This is a genomic window from Maribacter sp. ACAM166 (genome assembly GCF_005771495.1).
Lineage (GTDB): Bacteria > Bacteroidota > Bacteroidia > Flavobacteriales > Flavobacteriaceae > Maribacter.
Genome location: NZ_VAUW01000003.1, coordinates 276,319 through 299,123 on the forward strand (window position 1 = coordinate 276,319; position 22,805 = coordinate 299,123).

The following is a 22,805-nucleotide window of genomic DNA, read 5'->3' on the forward strand; positions in this document are numbered from 1 at the left end:
TAAGAATTTAAATCAATTGTACGAAAAAGGAGTCCGATGAGGGACTCCTTTTTTTAATAAAATATGCTGTAAAAATTGTTATGTCTTAGGAGTCTCTTCCTCAGCTTTCTCAATTTTAATAGTTAATTCTTCACTTTTCTTATCAAGATCGATATAAATACTATCTCCCTCTTTAAGCTTAGAATTCACTATTTCTTCTGCTAGGGCATCTTCAATATACTTTTGAATAGCTCTTTTAAGCGGTCTTGCACCATATTGCTTATCGAATCCTTTTTCAGCAATATAATCTTTTGCACTGTCGGTAAGAATTAAATGATAACCGATATCCTCAATTCTTCTATACAGTTTAGCAAGTTCAATATCAATAATTTGATGAATATGCTCTCTTTCAAGTGCATTGAATACGATTACGTCATCAATTCTATTTAAAAACTCAGGAGCGAATGCTTTTTTAAGGGCATTTTCTATTACTCCTTTTTGATGTGAAAATTCTTGCGATTTTTTAGCTGATGTTCCAAAACCTACACCTTGACCAAAATCTTTCAATTGTCTAGCGCCAATATTGGAGGTCATGATTATAATTGTATTTCTAAAGTCGATTTTACGACCAAGACTATCCGTTAAATACCCGTCATCAAGTACTTGTAAAAGCATATTGAACACATCTGGATGCGCTTTTTCAACTTCATCAAGTAATATTACAGAATAGGGCTTTCTTCTAACTTTTTCTGTTAGTTGACCACCTTCTTCATAGCCTACATATCCTGGAGGTGCACCAACTAATCTTGAGATGGCAAACTTTTCCATGTATTCACTCATATCGATACGTATAAGCGCATCTTCTGAGTCAAAAAGTTCTTTTGCAAGTACTTTAGCTAACTGAGTTTTACCAACACCTGTCTGTCCTAGAAAGATAAAGGAGCCAATTGGTTTATTTGGATCTTTTAAACCTGCTCTATTTCGTTGAATAGCTTTAGAAACTTTAGCAACCGCTTCATCTTGACCAATTACATTCGCCTTAATCAGTTGAGGTAATTCTGCTAATTTATTACTTTCTGTCTGTGCAATTCTATTGACAGGAATACCGCTCATCATAGAAACTACGTCTGCAACATTGTCTTCACTTACGATTTCTTTGTTAAGTTTGCTATCATCTTCCCAACGCTCTTGTGCAATGGCAAGTTCTTTTTCTAAACTTTTTTCATCATCACGCAGTTTTGCAGCCTCTTCATACTTCTGTTTTTTGACTACACTATTTTTAAGCTCACGAACGTCTTCCAATTTCTTTTCCAATTCAATGATTTGTTTTGGAACGTCCATATTAACGATATGTACACGTGAACCTGCCTCATCCAAGGCATCAATCGCCTTGTCCGGTAGAAAGCGATCTGTCATATACCTGCTAGTCAATTTCACACAAGCTATTATTGCTTCGTCGGTATAGGTTACATTGTGATGGTCTTCGTATTTGCTTTTTATATTATGTAAAATTTCAATGGTCTCATCAACTGTGGTAGGTTCAACGATGACTTTTTGAAATCTTCTTTCTAAAGCACCATCTTTCTCTATATACTGCCTATACTCATCTAATGTTGTGGCGCCAATACATTGAATTTCACCTCTTGCCAAGGCAGGCTTGAACATATTTGAAGCATCTAAACTTCCTGTTGCGCCTCCTGCACCAACAATGGTATGGATTTCATCAATGAATAAAATAACATCGTCATTTTTTTCAAGCTCGTTCATTACCGCTTTCATTCGCTCTTCAAACTGACCACGATATTTGGTGCCAGCAACCAATGAAGCTAAATCAAGTGTAACCACTCTTTTGTTAAAAAGAATTCTAGAAACCTTTTTATCAATTATGCGTAAAGCCAAACCTTCGGCAATAGCACTTTTACCAACTCCTGGCTCACCGATAAGCAAGGGGTTGTTCTTTTTTCTTCTACTAAGAATTTGTGAAACACGTTCAATTTCCTTTTCACGACCAACGACGGGATCTAACTTGTTTTCTTCTGCCATTTGGGTAAGGTCCCTTCCGAAATTATCCAACACGGGTGTTTTGGATTTTTTGGTTCCCTTTTGTCCTGAGGTAGCACCAAACGTACTTTCCTTTCCTTCGTTAGTGTCCTCAGGGTCACTAGGAAAAGATTCGGCCGTTGGGCCATCTACGATATCGTCGTCACTTGTAATCATAAATTTGAACTGCTCTTTAACCCCGTCATAATCAACTTTTAATTTGTGTAAAAGTTTTGTTGTAGGGTCATTTTCATTTCTAAGAATACAAAGTAAAAGGTGAGCGGTATTTATCGAAGAACTCTGAAAAAGTTTGGCTTCTAAAAAAGTTGTTTTTAGCGCACGTTCAGCTTGTCTCGTTAAATGCAAGTTCTTCTTATCTTTTTGGACACCGCTAGCATTAGGGTTGGAAGGGCTTAGAATTTCTACTTTTCTACGCAAATGTTCCAAATCAACTTCCAGGGCATCTAAAATACTAATAGCCTTCCCGTTTCCATCTCTAAGAAGCCCTAACATAAGGTGCTCGGTACCGATAAAATCGTGACCAAGTCGTAATGCTTCTTCCTTACTATAAGCAATTACATCCTTTACTCTTGGGGAAAAATTATCATCCATATACTATAATTATCAACTATAAAATTACTAAATCTCCTTCAATCAAAGGCAAATACCATACCTATAATCGTTAAAGTTATTGTAAAACCCATAAAATGTGAGTCTAAAAGGATGAAAATCATCGTATAAATGAATAATTAACATTACTTGGGTAGGTGTTAATAAAATTTGATATTATTAAATCAAGTTGTTCTTGAAACGCCTAGGATTTAAGTATATTGGCTTGCTTTTTTACTAACAAAAAACAGAAGATTTTAAAATGACTGACGGTGAAAAATTGATACCCATTAATATTGAAGATGAAATGAAATCTGCTTACATTGATTACTCAATGTCGGTCATTGTGTCACGAGCCCTGCCAGATGTCAGGGACGGGTTAAAACCAGTACACAGAAGAGTTCTTTTCGGAATGCATGAATTAGGGGTTAGAAGTAATAGCTCACATAAAAAATCTGCTCGTATTGTCGGGGAGGTTCTTGGTAAGTATCACCCCCACGGTGATACTTCAGTATATGATGCGATGGTTCGTATGGCTCAAGAATGGAGTCTGCGTTATATGCTTGTGGATGGTCAAGGTAACTTTGGGTCTATAGATGGTGATAGCCCTGCAGCAATGCGATATACGGAAGCCCGTATGCGTAAGATTGCGGATGATATGCTAGCAGATATAGATAAAGAAACTGTAGACTATCAATTAAATTTTGATGATTCTTTGAAAGAGCCTACCGTACTTCCTACTAGGGTTCCTACCCTGTTGATTAATGGAGCATCTGGTATTGCTGTGGGTATGGCTACAAATATGCCTCCCCATAATCTAGCAGAAGTTATTGACGGTACGGTTGCATATATTGATAACAATGACATTGAAATCGATGAGCTAATAACTCATATAAAAGCTCCCGATTTTCCAACGGGTGGTATTATTTATGGGTATGATGGTGTAAAGGAAGCTTTTCATACAGGAAAAGGACGTGTTATGATGCGTGCTAAAGCGACCTTTGAAGAGGTGCAAGGAAGAGAATGTATCATCGTTCATGAGATTCCTTATCAGGTGAACAAGGCGGATATGATTAAGAAAACCGCTGACCTTGTCAATGATAAGAAAATTGAAGGTATTTCAAATATTAGAGACGAGTCTGACCGTAATGGTATGCGTATCGTGTACATCTTAAAAAGAGATGCAATACCTAATATAGTTTTGAATATGTTGTATAAGTATACAGCATTACAAACCTCTTTTAGTGTCAATAATATTGCCCTTGTGAATGGAAGGCCACAATTATTGAACGTAAAGGAAATGATTCATTACTTTGTAGAGCATCGCCATGAGGTTGTGGTTAGACGCACCCAGTTTGAGTTGAAAAAGGCTGAGGACCGCGCGCATATATTAGAAGGATTGATTATTGCCTCAGACAATATTGATGAGGTAATTGCAATCATAAGAGCTTCTAATAATGCAGACCAAGCTCGCGAAAACTTAATAGAGCGCTTTAAGTTGAGTGAAGTTCAGGCTAAGGCAATTGTAGAAATGCGATTACGTCAACTTACTGGTCTGGAGCAGGACAAGCTTAGAACGGAATTTGATGAAATTATACTTTTGATTGCTGATTTAAAGGATATACTTGACAAAAAGGAGCGCAGAATGCAAATCATAAAAGATGAGCTGCAGGAGATAAGGGATAAGTATGGCGATGAAAGAAGATCTGAAATTAATATTGCAGGTGGAGACCTAAGTATGGAGGATATGATACCAGATGAACAAGTGGTCATTACTATCTCTCATGCAGGTTATATCAAAAGAACAGCATTATCAGAATATAAGACACAACATAGGGGTGGAGTAGGTCAAAAAGCATCTTCAACTAGAAATGAAGATTTCTTGGAGCATCTATTTGTAGGTACCAACCACCAATACATGTTGTTCTTTACTCAAAAAGGGAAGTGTTTCTGGATGAGGGTTTTTGAAATACCTGAGGGTAGTAGAACTTCAAAAGGGAGAGCGATACAAAATCTGATTAATATTGAGCAAGATGATAGTGTAAAAGCATTTATATGTACGCAAGATTTAAAGGATGAGGAGTATATAAATGCCCATTGTGTTATTATGGCAACTAAGAAAGGTGTCGTGAAAAAAACATCTTTGGAGCAATATTCTAGACCACGACAAAATGGTATTAATGCTATTACCATTCGTGATGGGGATGAATTGTTAGAGGCGAGATTAACAACAGGTACAAGCCAAATATTCTTAGGGCTAAAATCTGGTAAGGCAATTCGTTTCGAAGAAAGCAAGACTAGACCTATGGGAAGGAATGCTTCTGGAGTACGTGGAATTACATTGGCTAATGAAGAAGATGAAGTAATTGGAATGGTTTCGGTTCATAATTTCGAAGATGAAATACTAGTAGTTTCCGAAAAAGGATATGGTAAGCGATCAAGTATAGAAGATTACAGAATCACAAACAGAGGCGGTAAGGGTGTTAAGACAATTAGTGTAACCGAAAAGACCGGTGGACTAGTTGCTATTAAAAACGTTACCGATTCTGATGATTTAATGATTATAAACAAATCTGGTATTGCTATTCGTATGAGCGTTGAAGATTTACGTGTAATGGGAAGAGCTACTCAGGGTGTTAAATTGATAAACATTAAGGGTAATGATTCAATAGCAGCAGTTGCCAAGGTCATGAAAGATGAAGACGATTTGGAAGAATCTGAAATACTTGATATTGAGGTTGATACAGAAAATGGCACGGAGATTGATTCAGATGATATCGATGAAAAAACATCATAATTTTAAACACTAATTATTAATAGAATAAAAATGAAGAATAAGATTTTACTTGTCACGGCGTTGACTTTTACGATGGTCGGGTTTGCGCAAAAAAATGAAATTAAAGATGCTGAAAAGGCTTTGAAAGATGGCGATGCAGCAGCAGCGCAGACAGCTATTGAAGCTGCATCTGCTACTATAGCATCTGCAGATGAGAAATTGCAAGCACAGTATTATTATACCAAAGGTAGAATTTACAGTGATTTGGCTAAAAAAGGTAATAATGATGCATTTGAGAAATCTGCAACGTCCTTTAAAAAAGTTATTGAGATTGAGGAAATATCAGGTAAGAAAAAATATTCTGACGAAACCAATCAATATATGGCGGCATTAACAGCTGACTTAGTGAATTCAGCGGTAAGCGATAATGGAAATAAGAAATTTAAAGAAGCTGCTGAAAAGTTATATATGAGCTATACGCTTAGCCCAAGAGACACTTCTTATTTATATTATGCGGCCGGTAGTGCTGTAAATGGAGGTCACTACGAGATGGCATTAGACTACTATGATAAACTACAAGAAATTGGGTATGATGGTAGTGGTGCAGTGTATAAAGCTACTAATGCAGCTTCAGGTGAAGTTGAGGAAATGGATAAGGTTCAACGTGATCTTATGGTAAAGTCAGGTACTTACACAAACCCTTTAGATGAAAAAACTCCATCTAAATCTGCGGAAATTGTGAAGAACACAGCTTTAATTTACTCCCAATTAGGACAAGATGAAAAAGCATTGGAAGCTTACCAGGCTGCTAGAATAAATGATCCTGAAGATGTGAACTTGATTTTGAATGAAGCTAACCTTTACTTTAATCAGGGAAATAAGGTCAAGTTTAAAGAACTAATGGCTGAAGCGATTACCTTAGCTCCTGATAATCCAGACCTTCATTATAACGTTGGTGTAATTAGCATGGAACAAGACAATTTTGAAGACGCTAGAGTATCTTATAAGAAGGCAATTGAAATAGATGCGAATTATACAAATGCTTACCTTAACCTTTCTACTACCTATGTAAACGAAGGTAATGCCATGATTGACGAAATGAACTCTTTAGGTAACTCTAGAGCTGATATCGCTAAGTATGAAGAGCTAAAGGAGGAAAAGGATAGCTTGTTCAGGGAAGGTGCAGATGTTTTAGAAGAAGCTTTGAGGGCCAATCCAGAAAATGAAAATATTATGACCCAGCTTAAGAATATTTATGGTGCAATGGGAGATAATGAAAACTTCATGAAAATGAAAAAGATGTTAGGAGAATAATTTTATTTTTACCTATAAAAAAAGGCCCTAATTAGGGCCTTTTTTTATATAATCTTTTTAATTACCCTTAACTGATGCGTATAGGTTCTAAGGTCATTGTTAAATATGCCTGTATGGTCTAAACGGTCAATCCTCACCTTGCCATTTACGTGAATAACATAGTTATTGTCCATTATTATTCCAACATGGTCTATTGCTCCGCTAGCGTTGTCAAAAAATGCTAAATCACCAGCTTCACTTTCTTCTACAAAACTGAGAGCACTACCTTGAGTGGATTGACGTTCCGCAGTTCGTAAAAGAGTATGGCCATTTATTTTGTAAACCATTTGAGAAAATCCTGCGGCATCTATCCCAAATGGTGTTCTACCACCTTTAATTTCTGGAGAATTTAGATAAAGTAAAGACGTTTTAACAAGCCGCTCTTTAGGTTGTAGTTTACTGATAATAGATCCATCAAATTTCATTGATAATGAAGGGGTGTCTGGAATACTAGATCCCAAAAGTATGGGTGTTAATATTTGATTGTCATCTTCAACAAAGGTAATAAGGTCAGCAACTAGATTACGTTCATTGCTTTGTTCAAGGGTTGCAAATTCATCCTCTGGAATAAAAACTAGTTGGTTATTCATTATCCAACCTTCGCATTTATCAAATAATGTTTTAATTCTAGACCAGTTTTTTCTAGACTCCAAAATTTTAAAATGTTCACCAAACAATAGCTGGGTTACCATTTCAGTTACTTCATCGGGAGCACTTCTAACTGGGATAATGCTTAAGTGGCAGATACCGTATTGCATGAAACTTTTTTAGGCTCTTTCGATTATAATAGCCGAAGCGCCACCACCACCATTGCAAATTGCCGCTGCACCAAGTTTGGCATTGTTTTGTTCCAATACATTTATTAGCGTAATTAATATACGTGCACCAGAGCATCCTAGTGGATGACCTAATGAAACAGCACCACCGTTAACATTAACGTTTGTATCATCTAATCCTAATAATTTCATGTTGGCTAGCCCAACTATTGAAAATGCTTCATTAAATTCAAAGAAGTCTATTTCTTCAATCGATAAATTAGCTTTTGCCAATGCCTTTGGCAGCGCTTTCGCTGGGGCAGTTGCAAACCATTCAGGCTCGTGGGCTGCATCTGCATACCCTTTTATAACGGCCACGGGTTTTAAATTTAGCTCATTAGCCTTTTCTCTACTCATTAATACTAATGCAGCAGCTCCATCGTTTATTGTTGATGCATTCGCAGCGGTAACTGTACCATCTTTTGAGAATGCTGGTCTTAAATTCGGAATCTTATCAATTAAAACATTGGTAAACTCTTCATCTTTTTCTACCATTTTCGGTTCACCACGTCTTTGAGGTACGGCAACCGGAACAACTTCATTATTAAATTTCCCATCTTCCCAAGCTTTTGATGATCGCGTATAGGATTGAATGGCATAGTTGTCTTGGTCTTCTCTTGAAAAATCATATTTAACAGCACAAGCATCTGCGCAAACACCCATAGCATTTTCATCATAAGCATCTACCAAACCATCTTTTTGCAAACCATCGATTAAAGTAGATGGGCCAAATTTAGTGCCTGTTCGCATATGAACGTAATGAGGTGTCAGGCTCATGTTTTCCATTCCACCTGCAACTACAATATCTGCATCTCCTAATGCGATTGCTTGGGCACCTTGCATTACAGCCTTCATTCCAGATGCGCAAACTTTATTTATCGTGGTACAGGGTACAGTATTTGGAATACCAGCAAAAATGGCAGCCTGTCTTGCGGGTGCTTGTCCTGTTCCTGCCTGTAAAACATTACCCATAATCACTTCATTTACTAGGGTAGCATCTAAATTTATTCTTTTTAATGCCCCTTCAATAGCTATTGCACCTAATTTTGGAGCAGGTATTGTGGATAATCCACCCATAAAACTTCCAATAGGTGTTCTTACTGCTGAAACTATAACAACCTCTTTCATGATTCGAATAATTTGATTTGACGAAATTACTAAATTCTATAGCAACCCAAGGGATATCGTTTCAATTACTAGTTATCAGTTTATTATTTTCTATTTTTGATGAACTTATTAAATTTTTCTTTTGGATAATCTTTACAAACAGCAATCGCTCATTTTTAAATATATTCTATATATAGCGGCTATTGCATTTATTGTTTTTTTCTTACCGAAGGGAGGTAAATTTAAATATGAATTTCAAAAAGGGAAGCCTTGGCAGTTTGAAAACCTGTACGCGCCTTTTGATTTTTCAATTAAAAAAACCGATTCCGAGATAGCAAAAGAAAAACAGACCATAGCGAGTAATCAACTTCCCTATTTTAAGTATGACCAAAAGGTCGTGGAAGGTTTACATAAAAAATTTGAAGAGGAATTTAAAGAAATATGGCATAATGCCGATTTAAGTAATAGTCAAAGGAATCGTTTAAGGAGCTTTTCTGAAGCTATTTTAGACTCCATCTACACTAAGGGTGTTTTACAGAATAATGGTAAACAGGTTCAGCGCAACTTTATCTTTTTGGTTAAAGAGAACGAAGCTAAGAAAGTAAGGGTTTCAGAATTTTATAGAATCAATGAAATCAATGATTTGGTAAGTCAAGTTTTGATGCAGAATAATCTTTCAAAATTTGAAAATAAAACCCAATCGCTCTTTTTTGACCTTATTGTCCCAAATGTGAATTTTGATAATAATCTAACAAAAAAAGCAAGGGATGAGGCCTTGTCAAAATTGTCTTACACAAGAGGAACGGTTGATCAGGGCCGATTGATTATTGCGAAAGGGGAAGTAGTTGAGGCAGATAATTTAAAGGTCCTTGAGTCTTTAAAAGGAGAATATGAGTCAGAATTATGGACGGCCAATAACTACTACTATATTTTAATAGGATATACGGTTCTTGTCGCACTCGTATTAATGATGCTTTTTCTATTTCTTAAAAAGTATAGAAAAGAAGTTTACGACAATAACACGAAGGTCACCTTTATATTTTTCAATATACTTTTGATGGTTTTTATCACCACTATGGTCATAAAGTATAATGACCAATTGGTTTTTGTGGTACCATTGTGCATACTTCCATTGATTTTAAAAACGTTCTTTGATGCCAGGCTAGGTCTTTTCGTTCATGTACTAACAGTATTAATTTTAGGCTTTGTAGTACCTAATAGTTTCGAATATATATTTCTTCAGATTATCACAGGTATTGTGACTATTCTCACGGTTTCTGAGCTATACAAGAGAGCTAATTTATTTGTAAGTGTAGGTCAGATTACATTTATTTATATCATAGGATATTTAGCGTTTCATACGATTCATGAAGGTGATTTGAGTGATATAGAATGGTATATCCTTGGACTTTTTCTATTGAACGGAATGATTACCCTATTTGTACAGCCCTTGATATATATCTATGAAAAGCTATTTGGACTTGTATCGGATGTTTCACTTTTAGAACTCTCCAATACCAATTCTAAGTTATTAAAAGAATTATCGAATAAGGCTCCAGGTACATTTCACCATTCTTTACAGGTTGCGAATTTAGCCGAGGCTGCTGCGAATGAAATAGGAGCTAATGCAATGTTGGTTAGGGTAGGGGCTTTATATCATGATATTGGCAAAATGAATGAGCCTACATTTTTTACCGAGAATCAGATAACTAATGTGAATCCTCATGATGAACTAAGTCCGAAGGATAGTGGTCAGATAATAATTAATCATGTTATTAAGGGGATTGAACTCGCTAGAAAAAATAATATTCCCGATCGTATTATAGATTTTATTCGATCACATCATGGTACAACTTTAGTGTATTACTTCTATAAAAAACAAAAAGACTTAGAGGGTGAAGCGAATGAGGAGGATTTTAGATATCCTGGTCCATTACCCTTTTCTAGGGAAACAGCAATTTTGATGATGGCAGATTCGGTAGAGGCAGCATCTAAAAGTTTAAAGAACCCTACTTTTTTAGTCATAGATGAATTTGTTGACAAGATAATTTCAGGACAAATGAAGGCAAATCAATTCTTGAATGCCGATATTACATTCAAGGAAATAGAAACGATCAAGAAAATATTCAAACAAAAGCTAATTAATATTTATCATTTACGTGTGGAATACCCTGAGTAACAGGAGGCTAAATTTTTATGAAAAAAAACATAAAAAATAGTTGTTTAAGACGGTTGATAAATCTACATTTGCATCCGCTATTTGAAGCAAAAGTTCTTTGAAGAATTACTGGAGAGGTGCCTGAGTGGCCGAAAGGAACGGTTTGCTAAATCGTCGTACCCTAACAAGGGTACCCAGGGTTCGAATCCCTGTCTCTCCGCAAATTTCTGTGGGAGACAGAAAAATAAGATAACCAATTCGGGGTGTAGCGTAGCCCGGTTATCGCGCCGCGTTTGGGACGCGGAGGTCGCAGGTTCGAATCCTGCCACCCCGACGAACCACTTTTCAAGTGGTACTAGAGAGCTGTTAATCTATTGATTAGCAGCTCTTTTCATTTTATATGGTATCAGTTGATATCGTTTGATATCATATAACTGGTGTATGGTTCGGTGAATGGATTAATACACAAGTTGTTGTAAATTTAAGTAGCATTTAGGGCTATTTAAGGTCGTCTTTGCAAACAAGGTTTGTAGAACTTAAAAGACGTATATCATGCGCAACAACAGCACTTTAGCAGTACTTATTTTCACTCGGGACATTACTTACAACCCCGAAAGACTTACTATTTATGCTCGTATCACGGTTGATAGAAGACGGGCAGAAATCAGTTTAAAACGTTACACCTCGGTGAATGTTTGGGATGCCTCTAAGGGAAGAATCACGGGCACTACCCAAAGAGCACGACTACTCAATAGTTATTTAGACGAGGTATACGTGCAAATTATGGAGGCGCATAAGAATTACTTTCCGAAGGAAAGATGATTACTGCACAGGCCATAAAAGCCCGTTATTGAGGGCAAGACGAACAGTATAAGAGCTTGAAGGAGCTGGTTACTTATCACAACACAAACATGGATTCCGTATTGAAATACGGTACCATGAAAAACTACTATTCTACAGAGCGATATCTACACAAGTTTTTAAACGACAAATTCAAGACCCCCGACATCTATTTAAAACAATTGAACTATCGATTTATAGTTGATTTCGAACAATACCTTTTAAGATACCGTCCAGAGAAAGCTAGAAAGACTTGTTCCAATAACGGAGCGATGAAGCATTTGGAACGTTTGATGAAAATGACCAATCTTGCCCTGAAATTGGAATGGTTAGAAAAAGACCCGTTCAAACATTTTAAACTCAGCTATAAAAAGCATGATAGAAGCTATTTGAGCGAACGCGAATTAAAACTAATCGAAGAAACAATTTTCAAAGGTGAAGGTTACGAGAAAGTAAAGAACGTTTTTCTGTTCTCATGCTATACAGGGCTATCCTATATTGATGTTAAAGAACTACTTGCTCAACAGTTGGTGCTTGGGATAAACGGAAACTATTGGTTACATACTAAAAGAGCAAAAACGGATGAAATGGTAAAAATTCCGCTACTACCTAAAGCAAAAGCTATTATTGAAAAGTATAAAGAGATTATGCTCATAGAAGGTAACGGTAAATTACTGCCTGTTTTCAGTAACCAAAAGGTAAACAGTTATTTAAAAGTGATTATCCATTCTTGTGGCATTCATAAGAATATTACATTTCATTCTGCTAGACATACGTTTGCTACAACAGTTACACTTTCTAATGGCGTTCCTATTGAAACCGTTTCGAAAATGCTCGGTCATGCAAAGCTTTCCACAACTCAGATCTATGCAAGGGTCATTAAACAAAAGGTTTTATCGGATATGCGTTCGTTGTGCAGTAAATTAAACAAGAAGAACCAGGCCGAAACAAGGGTGCCTTATCAATAATTCTGTTTAGAAAATACCTTTTGGGTTCCAATCCAGTTCACATCACAATTTTCATCACTCAATATCATTGAAGGTTTATCCAGTAGCATAAACTGGATTTTCTATTAGGACATTAGGAAATAAAACCCATTCAGCCCATTCCCCTTCATTTCGGGAAAAGCGACATTTCGGGAAAAGAGCTTCCCTACATAGGTCTTGGACACAATCCCCAATTTTGACTTTCCATTCTGCTAACCCGGTCCGCTGCGCTGGAACGGGACGCTGCATTCCTGAGCCAAAATCGTGAATAGCGTCCGCTTGATAGGAATTCCATTTAATCATTTTGTACCACTTCCTATGGTTTAATATTTCACACACCCCTTTAGAAGAACTTCCGCACCCTCGCTGCCCAATTTTTTTTATAGATGTACAACATAGGTGCGAAATTTTACTTTTTGTTTTTGACCCATACCAAAACAAATTCGTATGATGAACTTAAAAAAGAAAAACCAAAATAATCATAAGATTAGCATAGTTTTGGTCTCGGACGGTATCCGATTTAGTAACTGGCCGGGGTTTGAACCTTCCGGCTTAGGTCAATCAGAGTCGAGTACTTGCTAGAAATCACTAATCGTGTTGACGATTTGTGAGCTCTTATGAAAAGTATATGTCAAAGTAACTTTTGTAACATACAATATAACTGTTTTGAAACCTTTATCATAGAATATGAATGATTTTCGACTGCATATACCCTTTTTTCTAAATAATTAAAAAGAAATGGACCAAGGGCTTAGAAGTGTACTAGTCGAAAAAAGAATGGAATAGAGGTGTTGGGAAACTGGTAGGCACTTCAGGATTGGGATTTCTTGTCTATCCATTTGTACAAAAGGTGAAGAGAAATCTCTAGTTTATTTTGTTTGAGTTAAGCCCGAATATGGTCGCGTACGCCATAAGTATAAGATTTCGCCTTTTTTCTTTGACACCATACCACATTCCATACTTCGAAATCCATTACTGATGTATTAAATTATTCTGGTCAGTAGCGGTAGATTAAATATTTTGAATTTATATTTTGGTGTATGGTTTCTTGCTTCCAAAAGCAATCTACCTATTTTTTGAAGAATAAATTCTAAGAAACAAAGTCAACATTTTATTCTTAATGTTTTAATAATTTCTTTGTGAAGCATTGAACAAAATAGGAATTTTGTCAAAACTAAATATATTGAAAGCAGACTTAATGGAGATTGAAAAATTTATTTTTTGCCTTGAAGCCATTCCAGATGTGGATAGAACCGAAACTACTGAAGTTATGAAAATCTTAGAGGACATTGCCCTAAAACAAAGTATTACCAGTATTTATAAAGCTTGTGATACCATTGAAGGATTTGAGGAGAGCTTGAGCAATTTGCTATACTGTGATGATAATTTTAAAGATTACGAAATTATTTACCTCGTTATGCCCGGAGAGCCTAATAATATTTTGGTGAATGACTATTATTATAGCATTGAGGAAATAGCAGAACTTTTTGAAGATAAAATGAATGGAAAAGTGATACATTTTGCTAATAAAAAAATCTTGGATTTAACTGATGAGGAATCACAGTATTTTTTAGATGTTACCGGCGCACGAGCTATTTCAGGTTACGGTTCAAACCTTAGTGAAATTTCTAGCACAAGCACCATTGATAGAGTTTTTTTTGATATGTACCAAGAAAATAATGATTTTAAGGAGGTTGTAGAGTTGATGTTTCAAAAGCATTATAATCTCTGTAAATTGCTTGACTTTAGATTGTATTATTAGAACGCTGAATTACATCAAAACTGGATAAAAGGAAAAGCTAATTTTTTCAAATCAAATCAAATCATACCTGAAATGTTCATAAATCATGGCCATCGCTAAGGTATCAAGCTCGTAATATTTTAAAAGTTCCATACCTCCGTACTTCTTCCGCCAGTAATAAAATGTGCTTTTGTCAATACCTAATTCTCTCGATACATCTCCTACCGACCTTCCTTGTTCATTTTCCTTTAGAGCTTTAATAATTTGGCTCTCGCTAAACTTGCTGCTTTTCATGATGACAGTTTGAATTTAAAGTTAGTAAATTCGAAATATTAACTGTCCTACTTAAGGGGAAGCCTACATATCTATTTTTGGGAAAAACCACACATCTTTCTCAATGAATTATATCGAGTATTAAAACCTAAGGGCTTTTGTGCCATTGCATTTGTCGATGGCAAGTTCATGGAAAATCTACCTTTTGTAAGTGATATTTTTTCAATTGTATGGCATTGATAAAATGAAAAAGTTGGTTGCTCAAACTAAATTTGAACTGGTGAATTTTCAGAAGAAAAAAGAACGAGTGAGGAGTAAAAGTGGTGAGATGGTTACTCGAGATTATAGCATGACAATTTTAAAAAAAAATCAAGATTGTTATACTAAATAACTGAATACACTCAATGCTTCGTCTAATTTAGGTGAAAAGAAACTAGTTAACAATACAATTATTGCTAAAGGGCTCAGTATAATAGTAAGTTAGCACCTTAACGCATTATTTAGGAGCGGGTTAATGAACAGATGCGGAAGGCTATGACCGAATCGGAAAATTTTTCTAAGTGAAATCAGAGCTTTTAAAAATATTATTAAACTTGTAAAATTTGCTCACTGAAAAGAGCAAGTGTAAACTTTATCTTGAGCTTTAAACCGTTGTATCACTCTCTACATGCATACCTTTCTCTTCAACAGTCGATTTTTGGTTTCGTGTACCATAAAAGTATAAGGAGTGTTCGTCTATCTTGACATTAAAGGTCTCTTCGATTGTCTCCTTAATTTTTTGAATTCTTGGGTCGTTAAATTCTAAAACCTCACCCGTATCGGTTAGAATAATATGGTCGTGTTTGCCATCAAAAAACGATTTTTCAAACTGTGCGACTTTAGTACCAAATTGATGTTTACGTACCAAATGGCATTCCAATAGGAGTTCCATTGTGTTATAAAGGGTGGCACGACTTACTCTATAGTTCTTATTTTTCATTTGAACGTATAGAGAATCTATATCCAGATGTTCTTCACAGTCATAAATCTCTTTTAAAATAGTATATCGCTCGGGAGTTTTCCGGTGTCCGTTTTCTTCAAGAAAAGCTGTAAATACTCCCCTGATAATACTAAAACTACTTTCGCAAGCCATAAAAAGTTCTTTTTACAAAATTACATATTTGGTTTTAGTTACGAGTTATTTTAACTGTAGCCTATTTAAATTCATCCCAAGTCTGTTCCGTTTTACTTTTAAGTAGAATACTAAGTTAAAAAGGCTGTGTCGATACGATTTGGAAATAGTTGTTTAAACTGTGAAAATTTAATGGAAGTAAACACGTGTAAAGTTCATAGTGTTCAAGTAGGAAATAGTTACACTTGCGATACTTTTGAAATGAAAGCAGCTTTAAAAGCAGAACAAAACTGTATCAGTTGCGTTCGTTTTGAAGCAAGTGACTGTGCTAATCCGAAGAAGGCTGCGCCAAGTATGTCTTGCAATCATTGGGCTCCGAAAAATGCTAGCGCTTAAGAAATAATTTAAAGTTCTATTTATTAAAAAACGGCTTCCTGTATAAGGAAGCCGTTTTTAGTTAGTAGAATTCTCAAAAAATAATGCTTGATATATAAAATACTAAATCTTTAAGTTTATTTAGATTTAATATAAATAGACTTGTGTAATTCTATTTTGTGTTTTAGATTTGCGCCTCTATTGAGAATAAGTCTAAATAAATATAACATAAAATGAAAAAAATTGCTCTTACCCTTACCGCGTGTTCAGTACTGTTTTTTACGAGCTGTTCTGACGATGAAAAAGTTGAACCAATTATTGACCCTATAGACAACAGTATCGATAAAGCTACTGTTAAAGCCAATTATGCTGATTTGGTATTGGCAAACTATCAAGCAGCCATGGCAGATGCTGAAGCCCTTGAAACAGCTATTCAAACTTTTGTTGGTGACCCGACTGAAGTAAATTTCAACGCTACTAAAGAGGTTTGGTTGACTTCTAGAGAAAGTTATGGACCGAGTGAAGCTTTTCGTTTTGCTAACGGACCTATTGATTCAGGCGATACAGAAGATATTGAAGGGTTTTTAAATTCGTGGCCTTTAGATGAAGCCTATATCGACTATGTTGATGGTGCTGCTGCTTCAGGAATTATAAATGACCCAACAGCTTTCCCAACACTTAGTAAAGTAGTGTTGACCGGTGAAAATGGAAATGGGGGCGAAGAAAATGTCGCTATTGGATATCATGCTATCGAGTTCTTACTTTGGGGGCAAGATCTTACGGCACCAGCAGAAAATATGCCTGGCCAACGCTCATATACTGATTTTGTTGATGGTGGTACAGCAATGAATCAAGACCGCAGAAGAGAATATCTTGCTATTGTTGCAGATTTGCTAACCGATCATTTGCAAATTATAATTGATGAATGGTCTGGTGCTTACAAAGCAACGTTTTTAGCGCTTGACGATAACGCTGCTCTAGACAATATGATCAGTAGTATCGCCGAATTATCGCGTAGCGAATTAGCAATTGAACGTATGGCTGTTGCTTTGCAAAATCAAAACCAAGAAGATGAACACTCTTGCTTTAGTGATAACACACACCGTGATGTGCGATTGAACTTAGATGGTATAGTCAACGTTTACAAAGGGACTTATGGGAGTGTTAGCGGTAGTTCATTAGAAGATTTAATTGAAGAAGCAGATGCTGATTTGGCAACAGAATTGAACACTTTGCTCACCACTGCTCAAACAGAATTAGATGTAACCTTAGATCCTTTCGATTTTGCCATTGTTGATGGAGAGTCAAGCATAGAAGGAGCAAAGGTGCAGACTGCGGTTCAAGCACTAGTAGCTTTTGGAGATAAACTATTAGAAGCTAGACCAGCTTTAGGTATTAACTAGAAAGTACAATTTGTTTATGGCAAAGTTTGAAGAGAATTCATATTCTTTTAGGTTTGGCTTTAGATCAAAAAAACTGAATTATTACGAATCCAGTTTTACCATTTTATAAAATGAGGATATCAAGATATTTTTTAGTTACTTTTTTTGTTGGGTTCTTACTGTTTTCTTCATGTAGTAAAGATGAGATTATAATTCCTTTGATGGCGGAAGACGGTGAGGAGTTATCTGGTGGAGATAATACCTCTAACAATTTTTCTGCGGAGGCTTTTGGTTTTGCTTCTCCCGATTTGACTTTTCATGAACGTGTGACTTTTGGTGTTGGTAATTCTCTTTTTAATCAAAGTTGGGTAACCGCTCCCGCCTCTACAACTGCGCGTGATGGGCTAGGTCCGCTTTTTAATGCTCGAAACTGTTCGGGTTGTCATTTCAAAGATGGCCGTGGTAGACCTCCTGAGTTTGATGGAGAGTTTTCGCACGGACTATTACTACGATTCGGTCTATTAGAAAAAGACGAAAATGGTGAGAATATTGGTGACCCCATATATGGTAAACAATTTCAAGACAATTCAATTTTAAGTATTGAGAAAGAAGGTACACTAATTGTAAGTTATGAACCGCTGGTGGTTACTTATGACGACGGAACTCAGGTAACACTTCGTAAACCAGAATATGGATTTTCTGGATTGAATTATGGTGAGATAAACGCAATGACACGAATTTCTCCTCGTGTTGCCAACCAAATGATTGGCCTTGGGTTGCTTGACGCCATTCCGGAAACAACATTGAATAGTTTTGCTGATCCCAATGATGCGGACGGAGATGGTATTTCTGGCAGAACCAATAAGGTTTTTGATAGAGCCACAAACACGGTGAAAGTAGGTCGGTTTGGTTGGAAAGCAAATCAACCCAATATAAAACAACAAGTTGCTGCTGCTTTTGCTGGAGATTTGGGTATAACATCTTCTCTTTTTCCAGAAGAAAATTGTGTGTCCACTTTAGATTGTGATTCTTTACCGAATGGTGGTTCACCTGAAATTCCTGATACTAATCTGAATAAAGTCACTTTCTATGCAGCCACCCTAGCGGTACCTGCAAGAAGAGATGTTGATGATGAGAATGTTTTGGAAGGAAAAGAAATTTTCAATAGCATTAATTGTATCGCCTGTCACATTCCTAAAATAGAAACAGGTTCATATGATATTACAAGCCTTGCCAATCAAACTATTCGGCCCTACACAGACCTTTTATTGCATGATATGGGAGAAGGTTTAGCTGATAATTTACCAGATTTTGATGCAGCAGGAAATGAATGGCGTACACCACCTTTATGGGGGATTGGTCTAATTGAAACTGTAAATAGTCATACAAATTTATTACATGATGGTCGCGCTCGAAATATAGAAGAAGCAATTTTATGGCATGGTGGAGAAGCGCTAAATGCGCAAACGAAGTTTAAGGCATTGCCCCAAGATGAACGGAGCAAACTAATTCAATTTTTAAACACACTATAATTCTGGAATGAATAAAAAAAAATATTTGCTTTTTAGTTTTTTGATGCTAATAACCTTTTCATGTGGGAATGATGATATGGGAGGAGAAACTGATGAAGATATTATTAGCGTGGAGGAGGGAAGACGAATGCAAGTAGCTGAGCTCTACGATAGCCAAATAACAATACTTCAGCAAAAACATATTGATTTATTGGAAATATTTGTTGACGAAAGTGAAAATTTTGCTTCCGCTCCATCAGCGGCTTCGCTTGCTCTTGTACAACAAACTTGGAAGAACGCTTTTCTTCATTGGAAATCAGCAGAAATTTATAATCTGGGAGCAATTCAAAGTTCATTTATTCATACGCGAATTCACCAATGGCCAGTAAATACGAGAATCATTGAAGCAAATATTAGCGGCGCTCAAAGTATTGATAATAAATACATTTCAAGCACTGGAGCAAATGTAAAAGGGTATGGCGCTATCGAGTATTTGTTATTTCATGATACTGATGCTGCTGTACTTTTGGAGTTTACAACTTCCGAGAATAAAGAAAGACGATTGCAATATGTAGTGTCTTTAGTCGAAAACTTAAAAGAGCAATCCGATGTACTTCGTGTTTTTTGGACTGATACTGAAACTACCTTTAAAGAGAATCTAGAAACGGGAGTTAATGGGAGTCAAAATCGAGTTGTCAATGCCTTGATTGCTGCTTTAGAATCTATAAAGAGAAGAAAAATAGAGGAAGCTTTGAATACAGAGTCTCTAGCCGTTGAGCAGTTGGAAGCATTCCGAAGTGCACAAAGTAAAGAAGCCATTGCGGCAAACTTGAGCGCAATTTACAATACTTATTTGGGCGACTTTGAAAACAATAACAACTTTGGATTGTCGGAGTATGCGATTGAAGTCTTAAATAGACAAGACTTAGATAAAGCCATTCGAGAAGCATTCAGACGGGCATTTGATGATTTGGAGGCAATTGATGGCTCGTTGGAAAGTGCGCTGATTTCAAATGTTGATTTGATAGAAAGCCTCAGGGTAAGTATTCAAGAAATCATAGCCATCTTTAAAACAGATTTTTCAAGTGCAGCGAATATTGTGGTCACGTTTAATGATAATGATGGAGACTAGTTCATCAGAAAGATTCACAAGGTTACCTAATGGTTAAAATCCTTAAGTTTATTTAGATTTAATATAAATAAAATTTGTCAGATTCAATTTTGATGTTATTTTTGTGGCTCGAAAAACAGTATTCATACTAAGTCTAAATTAATATAAAATGAAAAAAGTACTTTTTACACTAGCACTTACTGCTGGATTATTTTTTATCTCATGTACATCTGATGATACCGACCCACCTGTTGTAGAGCCAACATGTACTGATGGTATTCAAAATGGAGATGAAACCGGAGTAGATTGCGGTGGTAGTTGTACTCCTTGTATTATTGCAATAGAAAACCCTGCTGGTTTTACTTTTGAGCGTGATGGTGAAAGTACTGTTAGTTTTGGTGGTCAGACTACTAGACTTCAAATGGGAGCTAAAATTTTAAGCACCTTTAAAGACGAGACAACTACTGCAGCTAAAATTAAAGCCATGTATGCACATGAAGAAGGTGTGATGGATTTTGGAGATGTTGATTTAAATGCTTCTAATAAAAGTGTTCGAAGTAAAACAGCTGCATCTGTAGATTTATTTTCAACAAATGCTACTGACCAAGCCTTGATTCGTGCCGATTTTGACGGGTGGATTACCGCTCAAGTTGAAGAGGTATTCCCTAATTGGGGAGTTGCTGCAGTTGCTGGTACTGCTGGTCAAATTGCTGATGGTTCATCAACAAGATATATTAGTGCTAAAGGTTTAGAGTACAACCAACTATTCAATAAAGGTTTGATTGGTGGTTTGACTGCTGACCAAATTCTGAACAACTATTTGAGTCCTGCCGTATTAGATGAGGCTGATAATAGAGCGAACAATGATGAAAATGTCGTTGCTGAAGGAAAAGCATACACGACTATGGAGCATAAATGGGATGAAGCCTACGGATATGCTTACGGTCTAAATGCAGATGCTGCAAATCCTAATTCAGATTTAGGAGCAGACAGTTTTTTAAATAAGTATATCGGTAGAGTAGAAGGTGATGATGATTTTGCTGGTATTGCAGATGAAATTTTCCAAGCCTTTAAATTAGGTAGAGCTGCCATAGTTGCCAAGCAATATGATGTTAGAGATGAGCAAGCTGAAATTCTTAGACAGAAAATTTCTGAGATTATAGGCATCCGCGCAGTTTATTATTTACAACAAGCAAAAGTACCTTTGGCACGAGAAACACCTGCCTATGGAAGTGCTTTTCATGATTTATCAGAAGGATACGGATTTATCTATAGCCTTCAATTCACAAGAAAACCAAATTCAACAGAGTCATATTTTACTAAAGCTGAAGTAGATGCTTTCTTGGTTGATTTATTGGATGACGGTGACAACGGACTATGGGATGTAACTCCTGAAACACTAGACACCATTGCGGAGGCAATTACAGATAGGTTTGATTTTACCTTGGCACAAGCATCTGAATAAAAAAGTTAGAATGTTAATAAAAAAGGGAGTCACTTCTTAGGTTAGAAGTGACTACTTTTTTATTTTTGTCTTTAATTAGAATAAATAAAAATAAGCTATGAAGCGGATTTTAGGAATGGCACTTTTTATAAGCCTTGTTTGGGCCTGTTCTTCTGATAATGAGGAGGTAGTTGTACCACCAACAGACGGAACTCCAGAAGAGCCAACAGCGGTCAATTTTGAAAGAGGACCAATGCTCACCAATTGGGCAGATAATATTATTATTCCTTCTTATGAAGCTTTTTCTGTTCAGATGTCTGCATTAACGACTTCTTTTGAAACCTTTAAAGTCGATGCAACTACAACAAATTTAGTTGCTTTCCGAGAGGCTTGGTTATCAGCATATATAGGCTGGCAACACGTTTCTATGTTTGAAATTGGTCCAGCTGAAAGTGTTGATTTTCGGTTTAGCATGAATACGTATCCCACCAATACAGATAATATCGATAATCATGTTGCATCTGGCATGTATGACTTGTCACTTTCTTCGAATAGGTCATCGAAGGGTTTTCCAGCTTTAGATTATTTGATAAATGGTTTAGGTGAAAATGATGATGCTATCATTTCTAAATATACTTCCGAAGAAAAAGATGCATTATTAGCATATACCGAAGCAGTATTGGCTGATATGAGTTCATTAACTGTAGAAGTGGTAGCCGATTGGAAGGGTAGTTATCGAGACACTTTTGTTTCTAATGATGGATCTTCTGCAACTGCGTCTGTTGACCGTTTTGTAAACGACTATATTTTCTATTTTGAAAAATTCTTAAGAGCAGGAAAAATGGGAATTCCCTTAGGTGTTTTTTCAGGAAGTCCGCTTCCAGAAAATGTAGAGGCTTTTCATAAAGGAGATGTTTCAAAAATTTTATTCCTTGAAGGTCTTCAGGCTATGCAAGATTTTTTCAATGGCAGGCATTTCGCTTCCAGTACTATTGGTGAAAGTTTGGCCTCTTATTTAGATAATTTAAATACGATCAAAGATGGTGAAGACTTGAAAGCACTTATTAACCTGAGTTCGATTAAAACATAACTAGTTGATTTGTTTTAACGGTTTGATATTTGATGCTAGGTTTCTTGGGCAAGAAGCTATATGCAATAAGGCCTGAGATAATATTCACCAAGAAATTACCAAAG

The 22,805-nt window shown here is 36.2% G+C and carries 17 protein-coding genes and 2 tRNA genes; 14 read left to right on the forward strand and 5 right to left on the reverse strand.

Features of this window, described 5'->3' with window-relative positions; translation table 11 throughout:
* Positions 1 to 78: 78 nt before the first annotated feature.
* Positions 79 to 2,631: an ATP-dependent Clp protease ATP-binding subunit gene (locus tag ES765_RS04095; protein ID WP_138111357.1), complete on the reverse strand. Its 2,553-nt coding sequence runs from the start codon at positions 2,629 to 2,631 to the stop codon at positions 79 to 81.
* A 259-nt stretch (positions 2,632 to 2,890) separates the two neighbouring features.
* Between ES765_RS04095 and gyrA the strand changes: the two genes are divergently transcribed.
* The gene (gene gyrA / locus ES765_RS04100) at positions 2,891 to 5,425 is read left to right on the forward strand and encodes a DNA gyrase subunit A (protein ID WP_138111359.1); all 2,535 of its coding nucleotides are present in this window, start codon (positions 2,891 to 2,893) and stop codon (positions 5,423 to 5,425) included.
* A gap of 30 nt (positions 5,426 to 5,455) precedes the next feature.
* Positions 5,456 to 6,718: a tetratricopeptide repeat protein gene (locus ES765_RS04105; RefSeq protein WP_138111361.1), complete on the forward strand. Its 1,263-nt coding sequence runs from the start codon at positions 5,456 to 5,458 to the stop codon at positions 6,716 to 6,718.
* 44 nt (positions 6,719 to 6,762) lie between these two features.
* On the opposite strand, the gene ES765_RS04110 is transcribed toward ES765_RS04105, so the two are convergent.
* Together ES765_RS04110 and ES765_RS04115 are read right to left on the reverse strand one after the other, a co-directional pair.
* A complete protein-coding gene (locus ES765_RS04110; protein ID WP_138111363.1) occupies positions 6,763 to 7,515 on the reverse strand; it encodes an NlpC/P60 family protein in 753 nt (250 codons plus the stop codon).
* Between the two features lie 9 nt (positions 7,516 to 7,524).
* Entirely contained in the window at positions 7,525 to 8,700 is a 1,176-nt protein-coding gene (locus tag ES765_RS04115; protein WP_138111365.1) for an acetyl-CoA C-acyltransferase, read from the reverse strand.
* A gap of 121 nt (positions 8,701 to 8,821) precedes the next feature.
* Here ES765_RS04115 and ES765_RS04120 point away from each other — a divergent pair, with 121 nt between their 5' ends.
* The 6 genes from ES765_RS04120 (at position 8,822) to ES765_RS04140 (ending at position 14,425) form a co-directional block, all read left to right on the forward strand.
* A complete protein-coding gene (locus ES765_RS04120) occupies positions 8,822 to 10,858 on the forward strand; it encodes an HD family phosphohydrolase (RefSeq protein WP_138111367.1) in 2,037 nt (678 codons plus the stop codon).
* Between the two features lie 110 nt (positions 10,859 to 10,968).
* Positions 10,969 to 11,057: transfer RNA gene (locus ES765_RS04125), tRNA-Ser, on the forward strand.
* 39 nt (positions 11,058 to 11,096) lie between these two features.
* Positions 11,097 to 11,171: transfer RNA gene (locus ES765_RS04130), tRNA-Pro, on the forward strand.
* Between the two features lie 218 nt (positions 11,172 to 11,389).
* Entirely contained in the window at positions 11,390 to 11,659 is a 270-nt protein-coding gene (locus ES765_RS22665; RefSeq protein WP_317131391.1) for an Arm DNA-binding domain-containing protein, read from the forward strand.
* A gap of 116 nt (positions 11,660 to 11,775) precedes the next feature.
* Positions 11,776 to 12,645 carry a site-specific integrase gene (locus ES765_RS04135; RefSeq protein ID WP_317131392.1) on the forward strand — a complete coding sequence of 290 codons (870 nt, stop codon included), beginning with the start codon at positions 11,776 to 11,778 and terminating at the stop codon, positions 12,643 to 12,645.
* Between the two features lie 1,216 nt (positions 12,646 to 13,861).
* Entirely contained in the window at positions 13,862 to 14,425 is a 564-nt protein-coding gene (locus ES765_RS04140) for a DUF6642 family protein (RefSeq protein ID WP_138111405.1), read from the forward strand.
* 51 nt (positions 14,426 to 14,476) lie between these two features.
* Here ES765_RS04140 and ES765_RS04145 read toward each other — a convergent pair whose 3' ends face one another.
* Entirely contained in the window at positions 14,477 to 14,698 is a 222-nt protein-coding gene (locus tag ES765_RS04145) for a transposase (protein ID WP_138111369.1), read from the reverse strand.
* 622 nt (positions 14,699 to 15,320) lie between these two features.
* Positions 15,321 to 15,809: a Fur family transcriptional regulator gene (locus ES765_RS04150; RefSeq protein WP_138111371.1), complete on the reverse strand. Its 489-nt coding sequence runs from the start codon at positions 15,807 to 15,809 to the stop codon at positions 15,321 to 15,323.
* 171 nt (positions 15,810 to 15,980) lie between these two features.
* Here ES765_RS04150 and ES765_RS04155 point away from each other — a divergent pair, with 171 nt between their 5' ends.
* The 6 genes from ES765_RS04155 to ES765_RS04180 all read left to right on the forward strand — a co-directional run bounded on the left by ES765_RS04155 (position 15,981) and on the right by ES765_RS04180 (position 22,701).
* A complete protein-coding gene (locus tag ES765_RS04155) occupies positions 15,981 to 16,184 on the forward strand; it encodes a hypothetical protein (RefSeq protein ID WP_317131393.1) in 204 nt (67 codons plus the stop codon).
* A 212-nt stretch (positions 16,185 to 16,396) separates the two neighbouring features.
* Positions 16,397 to 17,566: an imelysin family protein gene (locus tag ES765_RS04160; RefSeq protein ID WP_138111375.1), complete on the forward strand. Its 1,170-nt coding sequence runs from the start codon at positions 16,397 to 16,399 to the stop codon at positions 17,564 to 17,566.
* Positions 17,567 to 17,676: 110 nt separating this feature from the next.
* Positions 17,677 to 19,077: a di-heme oxidoredictase family protein gene (locus ES765_RS04165; protein ID WP_138111377.1), complete on the forward strand. Its 1,401-nt coding sequence runs from the start codon at positions 17,677 to 17,679 to the stop codon at positions 19,075 to 19,077.
* A 7-nt stretch (positions 19,078 to 19,084) separates the two neighbouring features.
* Positions 19,085 to 20,188 carry an imelysin family protein gene (locus ES765_RS04170; RefSeq protein WP_138111379.1) on the forward strand — a complete coding sequence of 368 codons (1,104 nt, stop codon included), beginning with the start codon at positions 19,085 to 19,087 and terminating at the stop codon, positions 20,186 to 20,188.
* 148 nt (positions 20,189 to 20,336) lie between these two features.
* On the forward strand, positions 20,337 to 21,632 hold the full coding sequence (locus tag ES765_RS04175) for a DUF4856 domain-containing protein (RefSeq protein WP_138111381.1): 1,296 nt from the start codon (positions 20,337 to 20,339) through the stop codon (positions 21,630 to 21,632).
* A 97-nt stretch (positions 21,633 to 21,729) separates the two neighbouring features.
* Positions 21,730 to 22,701, forward strand: coding sequence for an imelysin family protein (locus ES765_RS04180; protein WP_138111383.1), 972 nt, complete (start codon positions 21,730 to 21,732; stop codon positions 22,699 to 22,701).
* Positions 22,702 to 22,805: the final 104 nt, after the last annotated feature.

Excerpts from the sequence above, each read along its gene's own strand:
- ES765_RS04095 (WP_138111357.1), bottom strand. The coding sequence starts at position 2,631 with ATGGATGATAATTTTTCCCCAAGAGTAAAGGATGTAATTGCTTATAGT.
- gyrA (WP_138111359.1), top strand. The coding sequence starts at position 2,891 with ATGACTGACGGTGAAAAATTGATACCCATTAATATTGAAGATGAAATG.
- ES765_RS04105 (WP_138111361.1), top strand. The coding sequence starts at position 5,456 with ATGAAGAATAAGATTTTACTTGTCACGGCGTTGACTTTTACGATGGTC.
- ES765_RS04110 (WP_138111363.1), bottom strand. The coding sequence starts at position 7,515 with ATGCAATACGGTATCTGCCACTTAAGCATTATCCCAGTTAGAAGTGCT.
- ES765_RS04115 (WP_138111365.1), bottom strand. The coding sequence starts at position 8,700 with ATGAAAGAGGTTGTTATAGTTTCAGCAGTAAGAACACCTATTGGAAGT.
- ES765_RS22665 (WP_317131391.1), top strand. The coding sequence starts at position 11,390 with ATGCGCAACAACAGCACTTTAGCAGTACTTATTTTCACTCGGGACATT.
- ES765_RS04135 (WP_317131392.1), top strand. The coding sequence starts at position 11,776 with ATGAAAAACTACTATTCTACAGAGCGATATCTACACAAGTTTTTAAAC.
- ES765_RS04140 (WP_138111405.1), top strand. The coding sequence starts at position 13,862 with ATGGAGATTGAAAAATTTATTTTTTGCCTTGAAGCCATTCCAGATGTG.
- ES765_RS04145 (WP_138111369.1), bottom strand. The coding sequence starts at position 14,698 with ATGAAAAGCAGCAAGTTTAGCGAGAGCCAAATTATTAAAGCTCTAAAG.
- ES765_RS04150 (WP_138111371.1), bottom strand. The coding sequence starts at position 15,809 with ATGGCTTGCGAAAGTAGTTTTAGTATTATCAGGGGAGTATTTACAGCT.
- ES765_RS04155 (WP_317131393.1), top strand. The coding sequence starts at position 15,981 with ATGGAAGTAAACACGTGTAAAGTTCATAGTGTTCAAGTAGGAAATAGT.
- ES765_RS04160 (WP_138111375.1), top strand. The coding sequence starts at position 16,397 with ATGAAAAAAATTGCTCTTACCCTTACCGCGTGTTCAGTACTGTTTTTT.
- ES765_RS04165 (WP_138111377.1), top strand. The coding sequence starts at position 17,677 with ATGAGGATATCAAGATATTTTTTAGTTACTTTTTTTGTTGGGTTCTTA.
- ES765_RS04170 (WP_138111379.1), top strand. The coding sequence starts at position 19,085 with ATGAATAAAAAAAAATATTTGCTTTTTAGTTTTTTGATGCTAATAACC.
- ES765_RS04175 (WP_138111381.1), top strand. The coding sequence starts at position 20,337 with ATGAAAAAAGTACTTTTTACACTAGCACTTACTGCTGGATTATTTTTT.
- ES765_RS04180 (WP_138111383.1), top strand. The coding sequence starts at position 21,730 with ATGAAGCGGATTTTAGGAATGGCACTTTTTATAAGCCTTGTTTGGGCC.